This is a genomic window from Terrimonas sp. (genome assembly GCF_003075435.1).
Classification (GTDB): Bacteria; Bacteroidota; Bacteroidia; order Chitinophagales; family Chitinophagaceae; genus Agriterribacter.
The window spans coordinates 43,802-56,977 of the sequence record NZ_QCZJ01000015.1; the positions used below are offsets into that span (position 1 = coordinate 43,802).

General features: G+C 39.4%; 11 protein-coding genes. 1 reads left to right on the forward strand and 10 read right to left on the reverse strand.

The window, feature by feature from the left end:
• Positions 1 to 119: 119 nt before the first annotated feature.
• The 10 genes from DC498_RS16085 to DC498_RS16130 form a co-directional block, all read right to left on the reverse strand.
• A complete protein-coding gene (locus DC498_RS16085; RefSeq protein ID WP_240628032.1) occupies positions 120 to 1,838 on the reverse strand; it encodes a M3 family oligoendopeptidase in 1,719 nt (572 codons plus the stop codon).
• A gap of 42 nt (positions 1,839 to 1,880) precedes the next feature.
• Complete coding sequence (locus DC498_RS16090) at positions 1,881 to 2,534, reverse strand: DUF5606 family protein (RefSeq protein WP_116875207.1); 654 nt, start codon at positions 2,532 to 2,534, stop codon at positions 1,881 to 1,883.
• A 51-nt stretch (positions 2,535 to 2,585) separates the two neighbouring features.
• Complete coding sequence (locus DC498_RS16095) at positions 2,586 to 3,668, reverse strand: amidohydrolase family protein (protein WP_206197645.1); 1,083 nt, start codon at positions 3,666 to 3,668, stop codon at positions 2,586 to 2,588.
• Positions 3,669 to 3,803: 135 nt separating this feature from the next.
• Positions 3,804 to 4,523 carry a ferredoxin--NADP reductase gene (locus DC498_RS16100; RefSeq protein WP_116875209.1) on the reverse strand — a complete coding sequence of 240 codons (720 nt, stop codon included), beginning with the start codon at positions 4,521 to 4,523 and terminating at the stop codon, positions 3,804 to 3,806.
• Positions 4,524 to 4,816: 293 nt separating this feature from the next.
• Positions 4,817 to 5,824, reverse strand: coding sequence for a GTPase ObgE (obgE, locus tag DC498_RS16105; RefSeq protein ID WP_116875210.1), 1,008 nt, complete (start codon positions 5,822 to 5,824; stop codon positions 4,817 to 4,819).
• Between the two features lie 65 nt (positions 5,825 to 5,889).
• The gene (locus DC498_RS16110) at positions 5,890 to 7,704 is read right to left on the reverse strand and encodes an AMP-dependent synthetase/ligase (protein ID WP_240628033.1); all 1,815 of its coding nucleotides are present in this window, start codon (positions 7,702 to 7,704) and stop codon (positions 5,890 to 5,892) included.
• Between the two features lie 24 nt (positions 7,705 to 7,728).
• The gene (locus DC498_RS16115) at positions 7,729 to 8,742 is read right to left on the reverse strand and encodes a tetratricopeptide repeat protein (protein ID WP_116875212.1); all 1,014 of its coding nucleotides are present in this window, start codon (positions 8,740 to 8,742) and stop codon (positions 7,729 to 7,731) included.
• A gap of 623 nt (positions 8,743 to 9,365) precedes the next feature.
• Complete coding sequence (locus DC498_RS16120; RefSeq protein WP_116875213.1) at positions 9,366 to 10,595, reverse strand: DUF1015 domain-containing protein; 1,230 nt, start codon at positions 10,593 to 10,595, stop codon at positions 9,366 to 9,368.
• A 23-nt stretch (positions 10,596 to 10,618) separates the two neighbouring features.
• Positions 10,619 to 11,686 carry a 3-phosphoserine/phosphohydroxythreonine transaminase gene (gene serC, locus DC498_RS16125; protein ID WP_116875214.1) on the reverse strand — a complete coding sequence of 356 codons (1,068 nt, stop codon included), beginning with the start codon at positions 11,684 to 11,686 and terminating at the stop codon, positions 10,619 to 10,621.
• Between the two features lie 73 nt (positions 11,687 to 11,759).
• Positions 11,760 to 12,731 (reverse strand): zinc dependent phospholipase C family protein, encoded by a 972-nt coding sequence (locus tag DC498_RS16130; RefSeq protein ID WP_116875215.1) that lies wholly within the window; start codon positions 12,729 to 12,731, stop codon positions 11,760 to 11,762.
• Positions 12,732 to 12,893: 162 nt separating this feature from the next.
• On the opposite strand from DC498_RS16130, the gene DC498_RS16135 reads away from it, so the two are divergent.
• Positions 12,894 to 13,157 carry a hypothetical protein gene (locus DC498_RS16135; protein ID WP_116875216.1) on the forward strand — a complete coding sequence of 88 codons (264 nt, stop codon included), beginning with the start codon at positions 12,894 to 12,896 and terminating at the stop codon, positions 13,155 to 13,157.
• Positions 13,158 to 13,176 lie beyond the last annotated feature (19 nt).

Consider the following 13,176-nt stretch of genomic DNA (forward strand, 5'->3'; position numbering starts at 1 on the left):
TTAATGACCGGATGAAGATATTAGTATGTATACAACCTGCTAAAAGCACAAAAGCCCCGATGTAGAAACATCGGGACTTTTGGTTAAGGCTCTGATTAGTAGCTATTTTAAAAATTTGCTTATGCCGGCATTTCGGTATCAACAAATTCCATTAATTCTTTTATGTATGCTGGTGAAAAATTAAACTGCAAACCTGCTGTCTTATATAATTCCGGCAATGTTCTCGTTCCCCCCAAACTTAAAGCATTCATATAATTATCCAAAGCTTTTTCTTTATTTTCTTTGAATTGTTTCCACATGCCGATAGCACCAAGCTGCGCTATACCATACTCAATGTAGTAAAAAGGAACCTCATACAGGTGTAACTGGCGCTGCCAAGCGTTTTCACGATAATCGTCTAACCCTGTGAAATCTATTTCGTTAGATGAAAATTCATTTAAAATCTCCATCCATCTTGTTTTTCTTTCTTCAACAGTATGAAACGGGTGTTCGTATATCCAATGCTGGAGTTTATCGATAGTAGCTATCCATGGCATTACGGTAATTACTCTTTCCAGCTGATGTTCTTTCGCTCTTGCAAGATCATCAGCAGCGTTAAAGAACGTATCCCAGTAATCCATCGTAAATAATTCCATCGACATACTGGCTACTTCTGCCATTTCAATGGGGTATTCTTTAAATGCGCTCAGCTCCAGCGGATGCGATAAAAAAGAATGAATAGCATGGCCGCCTTCATGTACCATTGTAGTTACATCGTGCATTTGCCCGGCAGCGTTCATAAAAATAAAGGGCGCACCGCTTTCAGCCAACGGCATATTATATCCGCCGGGAGCCTTGCCTTTCCTGCTGTCAAGATCAAGATGTTTTAGTTCATCCATTTTACGAAGACAGTCGGCAAAAAATGGACGCAACCTGTTAAAGCATTGAATAGATTTCTCCAAAAGCTCTTTCCCGTTTTTAAACGGACGTAAAGGCGCTGTGCCCTCAGCTTCTGCTTCAGTATCCCAGGGGCGGAGTATACCAAGCCCTAATTTCTTTTTTTTCTTCTTGTTGATCTTATCTACCAATGGCATTACATATTGCTTCACGCCTTTGTGAAAATCAAAGCAGTCTTGTTTGGTATAATCAAACCTTCCTTTTTCAACAAAAATATAATCGCGGTAATTGCTGAATCCTGCATTTAATGCCACCTGGTGGCGCTTATGAATAAGCACAGTGAAAAGATCATTCAACACATCTTTATCCTGCAGTCTTCGCTCATTGATTTTTCGATAAACCAATTCACGACGTGCCCTGTCGTGACTTTCTAAAAATTTGGAAGCCTGTTGCAGTGTGTATTCTTTTCCTTCCACTTCAACAGTCATTTTTCCAACAACTGCACCGTACTGTTGTTGCTCTACACTCAATTCAGAAAGTAGCGGAATATTCTCTTCACGAAAAAGATCAATATTCTTTTTAACTGAACGCAGGTAAGTAAAATACTTATCGTGGTCAAGCGCTTCGGTATAAGGATTATCCATCAGCTTTTTATTGATGGCATCACTATACGGCTGAATATGAGGAGAAATATTTGTATAAAAGAAATTGAATGCATCTCTTAATGCGGCATTCTCCGTATCGCAGGTCATGCGAACCTGCCGCCAGCAGGCATCTTCAGATACCACTGCCTCCAGTTCACTTACATCTTCAAGCCATTGCTCCAGTTCTTTTTTGGAATTTATTTTACGATCAACCAACGCTTTGAAATAAGGCTCCAGCGCTTCCCAGGTTGTAACCTCAAAATCTCCGGGTAAAAAGTGTCTTTCTTTCTTGTGTATATCAGCGGTTGCCTTAATCATAATCGTAATCAGGAAAAGAGATAAGCAAAAAGAGCCGTTATATTATTTCTTTTTAGGAGCAGCTTTCTTCTTTGGCTTTTCTTCTGTGTCAGTCTTCTCCTCATTTTTAGCTGCAGCCTTCTTTTTGGGCGCTGCTTCCTTTTTCTTTGCTGTTTCTTTTGCAGCTTCTTCTTCGGCTGGTGATTCTTTTTTCTTTGCTGCTTTTTTAGGTTTCTCCTCAGGTTCTACTGCTGCTTCCTCTTTCTTCTTAGCCGTTTTCTTTTCTTCTTTCACTTCGGGTTCAGCTGCTACTTCTTCTTCCTCTTCAACCACTTCCGGCACTTTTATATCAATATTATTTGCAGTGAGAATTTCAAGCCATTTTACAATCTTCTTCATATCGCTTGTATACACCCGCTCAAAATCCATATCAGGGTATACTGCTTCAAAATATTTTTTTACTGCTGCGTTGTCTTTAGCATCCGGCAGATCTGCATTGTTTTCCTTCATTACAAGAAAAACTTCCGCGAGATTTACATTTTCACGAACAGTAAATATTTCAATGCTCTCCAGGTGAGAGAAATTGTGACTGCGGGAAGAAACGAAACGGCTGCTTTTATCATCCAGCGAACGAACAATAGCTCCATCACCTTTAGAGCTTAACAGCTCATACAAACCTGGTAAACCTGTAACAGATATAATTTTACTGTATTCCATAATCGGTCAAATCATTTTAAGGAGGTGCAATATAATGGGAAATTAGATAAGTTAGTCAGGGAAAAGTGTTTTATCAATATCAGGGATAATACGTAAAGCGTTTTTATAGTATATTTTCTTCAAAATAGTGTCTGGCAGGGCCATGCCATACATGCGCCAGAATGCATGATATTTTTTGTGATACGGGAAATATTCATCAGCTGTTTCCAGTACCCTGAAATAAGTATTGTATTCTTCCGGCACCCAGCTATCTTTCCCGAATAATATCCTGTCCTGGTATTTTTCAAAGAATTGTCTTGCTGCCCGTGGCTGCCTGCCTAATTCAGCAATCACCGCGCCAAATTCTACTACCACATTAGGCATTTCATCCAAAAGCGAACCCAGTTTACCCAGATCGTTGGGATACCAGCCAAAATGCGCAGCTATAAAAGTTGTTTTAGGATGCTTTTTGAACATACGGTGTTGTTCATCTATTAATTGCTCCCAGGGTTCAGGATCATCAGGTCCTCTTTTTCTATTGGGATGTGTTTTTAACTCGAGCCAGCGCTCATTATGTTCATCCATTTCATCCCAAAAAGGTTTGGGATCAGCCGTGTGAATAAGCACCGGAATCTTAAGCTCACCGCATTTATCCCAAACGGCATCCAGGCGCGGATCATCTATCGCAACTCTTTTACCGTCCTTATCTTTTACGGAGAAGCCCAGGTTTTTGAATATCTTCAAACCATTCGCACCATGCTGCACATCTGCCTGTAATTGTTTAACCGCGTTTGCAGTCCAGTCTTTTTCGCCCACACCATTAAAATCAATATTAGCGAAAACGATAAATCTTTTTGCCGCAACCTTCTTAATGCTTTCCACCATACCCTGCAACTTACTACCATTACCGCCGCTCAGGTTTACCATTACCGTCATATTCATTTTGTCCATATCTCTAAGTAAACCGGGTATTGCCTGCTCTGATAAATTCCACTGATGATTGTGCACATCAATAAAAGGAAATTTAGCTTTGGTAACAATATGTTCAGGCACAACAAGTGTGGATACAGGATCATATTTTTCAAAATCCATTGACCTTTGTGCTTGTGTACCTGCAAATACCATGCAGGCAAAAACAACTAATGATTTCTTCATAGTCAATACTTTCATATTTATTAAAGGCATTTGGAAAGATAAGATTATTTGAATAAGTGAGGGATAGAACATGGATTCAATCCAGTTATTAACGCAAAGTTTATAGTAGCTTTTGTAGTTGTTGATGATAATGAATTACCCGTATAATTCCTGGTGAATAGCCTTCTTATCATATCCCATTGCTACAATTCTATGTTTGGCTTCGTCAATCATATTTTTCCAGCCGCAAAGAAAGAAATAAGCAGGAGGTTTGTGCTTTGTAAGCTCCTCGTATACCGCATGTACATAACCTTTTTTGCCTTCCCATTCCTCCCGCGATAATGTGGGGATATAATGAAACATGGGCACATTTTCTGTAAGATGCCGCAATTCATCATAATACAGGATATTGCATTTTTCGCGACAGCCAAAAATGAGATAAATATTCTGATGCACGATATTGTGCATGTCAATATAATGCATCATGCTGCGGAAAGGTGCTACGCCTGTGCCCGTGCAGATAAGGAACAGATCTTTATCAAGCTGATCCGGCAATGTAAATACGCCCAACGCTCCCCGGAACGTAAATACTGAACCTTCTTTTATTTCATTAAAAATATAGGTGGTGCCTGCACCGCCTTCCAGCAATACAATTACCAGCTCAAATATATTTGTGCCATCCGGCCAGGAAGCGATGGAATAACTGCGCCAGCGTCTTGCCGGCTTTTCATCAATCGGTAAATCGAGTGTAACAAATTGTCCTGGCTTGAAATCGAAGTTATCTGTATCCGTTACCTTTATCCAATACCTGCGCGTAAGCGGAGCTTCTTCTTTAATGCGAATGACTATACCTTCACGCCATGGTAATGAAGACATATAAAAAGTTTCAATCGTTAGTGGATGTATATAAAGTTAAGGAATTTGAGATTTGAAATCTGAGATTTGAGATTTGGCGTGTGGGAGGCGAAGTGGTTGAGTAGTTGGTGGTTTGTGGTTTATAATGGATTGTATTACTTTAATGCAGGAGGGAAGGCTTAAAAAAAGAGGCTGCCAGTTAAAGCAGCCTCTTATCGCCAAAAAATGGCAGGCAATCGAGAGGTCATAATTAGAAATCAATAAATTGCTCTATTGATTTAGGCGGTAATATTACAGCATTTATTACAATAATGCTATTTATTGACGATCTTTTTATTTAAAACCTCCCATAATTTATCTTTTAAAGCCGGCAAACCCTTTTGTGTAACGGACGAAATAAAGAGATGAGGTATATCGGGAGGTAATTCTTTTGATATAGCAGCTTTCAGTTCCTCATCCAGCATATCACTCTTGGTGATTGCAATCAAAAAGGATTTATGTAATAGCTCAGGGTTATATTGCTCTAATTCATTTACCAGCACATCAAACTCTTTGCGGTGATCGGCGCTATCCGCCGGAATCATAAAAAGCAGCACAGGATTGCGTTCTATATGCCTTAAAAAGCGATGACCAAGCCCTTTTCCTTCTGCAGCGCCTTCAATTATACCGGGCAGATCTGCTATACAAAAACTCTTCCCATCGCGGTAGGGAACTATACCCAGGTTTGGATTGATGGTAGTAAAGGCATAATCAGCAATTTTGGGTTTAGCCGCAGTAATTACAGATAATAAAGTTGATTTTCCTGCATTTGGAAATCCTACCAGCCCCACATCTGCCAACACTTTTAACTCAAGCACTTTCCATGCTTCCTGGCCCGGCTCACCGGGTTGTGCATATTCAGGAACCTGGTTGGTTGCTGTGGCAAAATTGGCATTGCCTAATCCGCCTCTTCCACCTTTAATCCATATTATTTCCTGTCCATCTTCCAATATCTCTGCTTCCTCTTTGCCGGTTTCTTCATCAATAGCAATAGTGCCGAGCGGCACATCAATAATAATATCTTTACCGCTCCTGCCGGTGCAATTATTTCCACTTCCGCTTTCTCCATTTTCTGCCAGTACATTTTTAAAATACCGGAGGTGCAGCAATGTCCATAAATTTTTATTGCCCTTCAGTATAATATGACCGCCACGACCGCCATCGCCCCCATCGGGACCCGCCGTTGCATTGTATTTGGTACGCATAAAATGCCTGCTGCCTGCGCCACCATGTCCGCTTCTGCAGAATATCCTTATCTGGTCAACAAAATTTGATTTTTCCATTATACCCTTTGGGCAAAGATATAACCCTGAATGTAAATACCGGAAAGCTGATTTGGATAATAGTGCTATGAATAAATACGGGCAATCGCATCCTTATGCTTTTCCATAATCACTTTACGCTTCAAGCTCATTTTAGGAGTTATCTCTCCGGAGTCAATCGTCCATTCGCGGGGCAATAATTCAAAGCGTTTCACCTGTTCCACATGGTTAAAGAACTGGTTCATACCCTCTACAATTTCTTTGTAATGGGCAAGTACTTTTGGATCTTTTACTGCCGCTTCATTGGAACTGTAAGGAATATTATTTTTCCCGCACCAGTCTTTAAGATTGGCAAATGACGGAACAATCAGTGCGCCAACAAACTTTTCACCTGCGCCTACTACAAGCACCTGTTCAATAAACCGGGATTCTTTCAGTTTATTTTCTATAGCAGACGGAGCAACGTATTTACCACCACTGGTTTTAAACAATTCTTTTTTACGGTCTGTTATGCGTAAAAAAGTATTGTCTTCAAAAACACCTATATCGCCGGTATGCAACCAGCCGTCAATGATGGCTTCGGCAGTAAGATCAGGACGCTTATAATAGCCAACCATCACAGATGGGCCTTTCACGCATATTTCTCCGTCTTCCATCAACTTTACTTCAACGCCTTTTATTGGGGGACCAACCGTTCCGAATTTCATTCTGCCTTTGCCGCGGCTGTTTACTGAAATTACCGGGGAGTTTTCTGTAGGCCCATATCCTTCATACAATGGTATTTTGGCCGCGTTAAAAATGCGTATTAATCTTTCCTGGCAAGCAGCACCACCGGTAATAATGTATTTAATATTTCCGCCCAGTGCTTCACGCCATTTGCTGAATATAAGTTTATTGGCAATGGATAGTTTCAGGTTATATAAAAAGCCACCATCAACAAGATTGTCATACTTTTTACCAAGCTCTACTGCCCAGAAAAAAAGGCTTTTTTTTATACCGGTAAGCTCAGCCCCTTTACCCATTATGCGCTCATATACTTTTTCAAGCAGGCGCGGCACGGTTGTAAATACATCTGGTTTTACTTCCTGCAGATTAGCGCCAATGGTTTCAAGGCTTTCGGCATAATAAATACCTATGCCGCTGAACATGTAGATATAGCTTACGGTTTTTTCGAAAATGTGATTAAGCGGCAAAAAACTTAATGCTTTATATGCCGGCTGATCATCAAAAGGAAAACTTTCTTTAGAGAAAAAAGTATTTTGTACAATATTGTTGTGGCTGAGCATTACGCCTTTTGGTGTGCCCGTTGTACCTGATGTGTATATGATAGTAGCTAAATCTTTAGCCTCAATTTTATTTTTTATTTCATTCACAGCAGCCAAACCTTCGTTTGTTGAAAGTTTCAGTACTTCGCTCCAATGATCTGCACCTTCTATATTATTAAATGTATAAATGCCTTTCAGGCTGGGTATCTTAGGTTGAATGGCTTTTATCTTTTCCAGCAATTCTGCGCTGCTTACAAAAACATATTTTACTTCCGCATCATTAAAAATAAATTCTATTTCGAGGGGATTGGTAGTTGGATAAATGGGTACAAGAATCGCCCCTGCCTGTTGTACAGCCAGATCAGTAATCAGCCATTCAGGTCGGTTGTTTGAAATAATAGCAACCTTATCTCTTCCTTCGGTGGTCATATCATTACCTGATATACCAAGCGCGGAAAGCCCGGCAGCCAGTTGCAGTGAAGTATCTTTTACTTTTTGTGTACTGTATTTGCGCCACTCGCCATTTTCTTTGGCAACGAGCATGTCTTCCTTAGGAAATTTTTCCAGTTGATAATCCAGGCAATCAAATAATCTTTTGGGTTGAGTCATGGCGTAATCGTTTTCTTCAAAATTCAAGATAATGAATTATGAAGGAATAACCTATTTGCGTCTATAATATTGGTCTTTTGGTAATTTAAAAACCCGCCCTCTCTGAAAGTTGCTGAAAGCATCATATTCAGCTTTATGCTGCTGCATCCAGTTTTGGTATTGATCGGCGCTGATAGCTGCCCCGAATATCCATTGGTTATATGCTTCAAACATATTCAGTTTTATCAACTGCTGCTGGTACTCAAACAAACGGTATGGAAATTTTTGAGCATTTGCTTCAATCCAGCTTTGTATAAATCCCTTTCTTATTTCAATCAGTTTTTCCGGGTTTATTCCTGTAGCCGCTTTGGGAGATTGTGTATTCATTGAAGTAAGAAAAGCCACTTCAAAATCATTTTTATTTTTAACTTTATAATTTTTGAGCAGGTCAGCATCTGCAAAAAGTTTTTTATATCCGTCATACAGAAGCGTTTTAATTTCCGCGGTGCGGATGGTATAACTTTCCATATTCACAAAAATTTCACCGTACAGCAAACTCCATATTTTATCTGTGGTGAAATAATAATACCGTGCGGCATTATAATAATTACCTGCGTGATTGGGATCAACTTTAATGCCTGTTTCCCATTGGTTTATTGCGTTATAATCTTTTTTCTGCCACAGCAGCTCCCCATATTCGCTGTGTAAAACACCGCTTAATGGGAATTTCTTCAATCCCTTTTCGTATACTTTTGTGCCTTCTTTCAGTTCTTCGATGGCGCGGTATATTGTGCCTGCGATCTGGAAACTACGCACATCCGCATTGTCATTTTCTATTACAGGTTTTATGATTTCAAGCGCTTTTGTAAAATCTCTTTGCAAAAAATAAGTGTAGGCAATATCGTTCTGGATATCTGCATCGCCGGGTTTTAACTGCAGGGCGCGGTTAAAAACCATGATAGCGTTTCCCCAGTCGCCCTTGCGCATATAATTGCGGCCGGTTTGCTGCAGGGTATCTGCATTTTGCTGAGCAAAGCCAGTTATTGTAAGTATTGTGAATAATAGTAAAAAGCTTAGCTGTTTCATGAGGGTAAAGATAGGATGTGTAAGATAAATTAATTGTGAAAGGTTGGTTCGAAACAATACTTTTTTGCTGCTTTAAAAAAGCACATTTAGCAGGAAGTAATTAAATGCCTCACCTTTAGCTTTCCTTCTTTTTCTCTTTATAATCAAGATACATATTAGCCAGACTGTCAAAATTAAGGATAAGGAAGAGCGTTAAAAGTACAAAAGGCAATAATTGAAAAAAAGGAGTTGACATTTTGAGATTACCTAATTTGAGCCAGTATGATTTTGTTATTAAGAATGGTGTTAATGTTAATAAATTACCCGTGCATAATGAAAAGAAAATTATTATACCTGCAATACCTCATTTTATATTTTTTATAAAAAGAAAAACAAGAATAATGAAAGCTGTCAATGATAAGTAATGACGCCAGCCAACGGTAACATTTTCAATAAAAATAATCGCCCAGGTATAACTTATAAAACAAGCAATTATTAGCAAAAAAACAAATAGTATGAGCTTTTGTTTGTGCAAAATATTAATAATTGCCTGAGCAAAGAAAATTGTCGGAAATATACGGATTAATGCTTCTAATAAATCATTTGTGCATTCCCGGCTTCCTTAATTCATCTTACGGACACGCTCACTTAATCAAGTGCGTCAGCAAACCATCCCTCAGCTTTGGTTCAAACCAGGTACTTTTGGGGGGCATTACATTCCCGCTATCCGCAATATCAAATAATTGCTGAATACTCACGGGATATAAGCTGAATGCCACTTTCATTTCTCCGCTGTTCACCCTTTTTTCAAGTTCCTGCAAACCTCTTATGCCGCCAACAAAATCAATGCGCTTATCGGTGCGTTGATCCTTGATGCCTAATATTTTATCGAGAAGGTTGTTTTGCAAAATGGTTACATCAAGCACACCAATCGGGTCTGTTGTGTATGTGCCTGGTTTTGCGGTAAGGGTATACCATTCGCCACCGGTATACATTCCAAAATCATGTAATTGTTTAGGAGAAACCGCTTCTGTGCCATTAGGCTTTACCTCAAAGTTTTCCTTTATTTTTTCTATAAAATCGTTTTGCAATAAGCCATTCAAATCCTTTATCACACGATTGTAATCCATAATATACAATTGTGAAGCAGGAAATAAAGTAGTAAGAAACCAGGAAGCGCCGTCTGAATCGCCGGCAGCAGATAACCTCACCTTGGCAGCGCTTGCAGCACGGTGATGCCCGTCCGCTATATAGGTTGCTTCAACCTTTTCATTGAATATTTTAGTGATGTTATCTATTACCTTATCATCAGTAACAATCCATATGGTATGACTGACATTATCATCTGCAACAAAATCGTATACAGGTGATTTTTCATTTTCCCATTTGGCTATCAACACGTCTAATGCTTCAACATTCTTGTACGCAAGAAAAACATTGCCGGTTTGTGCACCTGTAGTTGAAATATGATTAATTCGATCCTGTTCTTTTTCAGGACGCGTAAATTCATGTTTTTTGATAACATCATTTTCATAATCATCAACAGATGACACGCAAACCAACCCGGTTTGACTTTTCCCGTTCATTGTCAGCCGGTAAATATAATAGCATGGCTTATTTTCTGTAAACAATACTTCGCGTTGCACAAAAGCCTGCAGATTGTCTTTGGCTTTTTCATATACTTCGCCGGTGTGTACGTCTGTTCCTTCCGGAAGGTCAATCTCAGATTTTGTAATATGCAAAAAAGAATAAGGATTGCCTATTGCTTCTTTTTTTGCTTCGCTACTGTTCAACACATCATATGGGGGAGATGCAACCTGCCTGGCAAACTGAGCCTGCGGGCGAAGTGCTTTAAATGGAGCTATAGTGGCCATAAAATTTTTAGATAATTGCTTTGTTATGCATGTTTCAATGCAAAATGATTCATCAGTTCTGTAAGGGCCTGTACGCTGCTTAACGGCAATGCATTGTATAATGATACTCTGAATCCGCCAACGCTACGATGTCCCTTTACGCCAACCATTCCTTCTTTTTTACACAATTCAAGGAAAGCTTTTTCCTGCCCGGGATCATCCATTACAAATACCACATTCATTTTACTGCGGTCTTCCTTATTAACGGTAGGCTTAAACACAGGCAAGCTGTCAAGCGTTTTATATAGAAGTTCTGCTTTCTGATCATTGATCTTTTCAATAGCAGGTACCCCTCCCTGCTCTTTCAGCCATCTTAATGTAAGCATACACACATAAATAGCAAATACAGGTGGTGTATTCAGCATTGAGCCGTTTTCAATATGCTTGCGGTAATCCATCATTGAAGGCATCTGGCGTTTAACCTTTCCAAGCCTATTTTTATTTACCACAACCATATTCACTCCCGCAGCACCAATGTTTTTTTGAGCACCGGCATAAATAAGCGCAAAGCGATTAAAATCCATTACATGACTTAGCACATCGCTGCTCATATCAGCTACCAGCGGCACATTTGTTTCAGGCACAAAATGCATTTGTGTGCCTTCTATGGTATTATTAGTGGTATAATGAAAATACGAAGCGTTTGATGGAATAGTAAATTCCTTAGGGATATACGTATAATTCTTGTCTTTGGAAGAAGCCACTACCTCTACGTTACCAAAAAGCTTTGCTTCTTTAATAGGTTTGCTTCCCCACACACCACAATCCAGGTAAGCTGCTGTTGCTCCATCATCCAGCAGGTTCATCGGCACCTGGAAAAACTGGGTAGTGGCACCACCATGCAAAAACAACACTTCGTGATCACTATCCAACTGCATTAATTCCTTAACCAGCGAAATAGCTTCATCAAGCACCGGTTGAAATAATGTGGTGCGGTGTCCTATTTCCAGTATAGATAATCCGGTATTATTAAAATTCAGGATTGCCTGGCTCGCCTGTTCAAAAACTTCTTTAGGCAAAATGCTTGGTCCTGCATTAAAATTGTGAGTCATTATTATTGATTAATAGATTGATCAATCCAAATTCATCCGGATCAGTCAAATCGTTGAGGGTGGCAAATATACATTAATTTTCACAAGTCCTTCCCCCTGATTTACCGCTTTGCCAGCCGGCATCGAGAAGCTTAAATGCAGTTGAATCTGAAGCGGTAAACTGAATATTGGCATTTGCTTCCAGTTGAGGCTGCCCTGCATTTACCCAGGCGGTGTACCATAACGACGCCACCGCAAATATGGATTGGCGCATGCGACGCTGAACCATATCATTAAGTAAATCATTATAAGTAATGGCAAAAGAAGATGAATATTGTTTTACGATCATGCCGTTTCTTTCTTCGAAAGCATATTTTTGATCAGGCAGATATTGATCGCTCAATCTCTTTTCAAACAACAAAACAGAATCCGCAGCTGAAGCGCTTTGTAATACAATTTTCCATGCAAAATCCAAAGGGTCTTTTATATATGTTGCTTTGCCAATAAAATAATCAAAACTTTTTTCAGCAAGCAGTTCAGGTATACGGCTTTCCCAAAAACCATGAATGCCCTGCTGACCTGTGAGCTGACCGTTATAATTATTATGTGTATGCAAGGGCACATGAGCATCACCGATATAATGTGCCAGCTCCGCGGATAATTTCAATATGGCAGGATAATTTTTTTGCTGAAACGCGTTGGTTAGTCTTTGTTGCATACTGTTTATCCACCATGGCACAATCCCATGACTGTAAAGTGAATCTTCTCCAAATTTATCAACTGCATCTTTCCACCTGCGCGGCACATTTGTAAATGGATAAACACCGTAAGTATTGAGATCAATAAAATGCCTTGGTCCTTCCTGTGTTACGATGTACCTTCTTTTATCAGGGTCAACCGCATGCTCCGTTATAAAATCAATCTTGGGTTTATAAAAACCCATCATGGAAGGCGGCAGTAAAAAAACAGCCTGGTGGTTGATTACTTTATGCGCATAAAACCCCCAGCAGAATATTTGCTGGTGTATAAAAGTGAAGGTGATTAAAAACAAAAGCTTGCGGTGCATAGGTTAGTTAGTGATTATTAGCTCAAAAAAACATTACTCTTTCAAATAACTGCCAGATCATTCATATGTTAATACTGGCCGATCACGATTATATATTGCTTAAATTTAGGAATATTTTCATGCGTTTTAAAGACATCGTATTTAACCAATAAATAATTTTTTATGGATAAGAAAAATAAAACCCAAAAAGATTTACCCGGGTATCCAAAGTATCCGGCATCTGAAGATATTTATGAAAACGGCTCCAAGCTGCGTAATGATTTTGATGATGAAAACGAATCTATGGAAATGGGATTAGATGTTCCGGGTGCAGACCTGGATGATGAAGATGAAAAAATTGGCTCCGAAGATGAAGAAAATAATTATTATAGTCTTGGAGGTGATAATCATGAGGACCTGGAAGAAAGCAATCCTGATGATGTTTAAGTTTTTTAAAGCGGGGACA

Coding starts and splice junctions, on each gene's coding strand:
- DC498_RS16090 (WP_116875207.1), bottom strand. CDS start 2,534: ATGGAATACAGTAAAATTATATCTGTTACAGGTTTACCAGGTTTGTAT.
- serC (WP_116875214.1), bottom strand. CDS start 11,686: ATGACTCACAATTTTAATGCAGGACCAAGCATTTTGCCTAAAGAAGTT.
- DC498_RS16120 (WP_116875213.1), bottom strand. CDS start 10,595: ATGGCCACTATAGCTCCATTTAAAGCACTTCGCCCGCAGGCTCAGTTT.
- DC498_RS16135 (WP_116875216.1), top strand. CDS start 12,894: ATGGATAAGAAAAATAAAACCCAAAAAGATTTACCCGGGTATCCAAAG.
- DC498_RS16085 (WP_240628032.1), bottom strand. CDS start 1,838: ATGATTAAGGCAACCGCTGATATACACAAGAAAGAAAGACACTTTTTA.
- DC498_RS16130 (WP_116875215.1), bottom strand. CDS start 12,731: ATGCACCGCAAGCTTTTGTTTTTAATCACCTTCACTTTTATACACCAG.
- obgE (WP_116875210.1), bottom strand. CDS start 5,824: ATGGAAAAATCAAATTTTGTTGACCAGATAAGGATATTCTGCAGAAGC.
- DC498_RS16100 (WP_116875209.1), bottom strand. CDS start 4,523: ATGTCTTCATTACCATGGCGTGAAGGTATAGTCATTCGCATTAAAGAA.
- DC498_RS16095 (WP_206197645.1), bottom strand. CDS start 3,668: ATGAAGAAATCATTAGTTGTTTTTGCCTGCATGGTATTTGCAGGTACA.
- DC498_RS16115 (WP_116875212.1), bottom strand. CDS start 8,742: ATGAAACAGCTAAGCTTTTTACTATTATTCACAATACTTACAATAACT.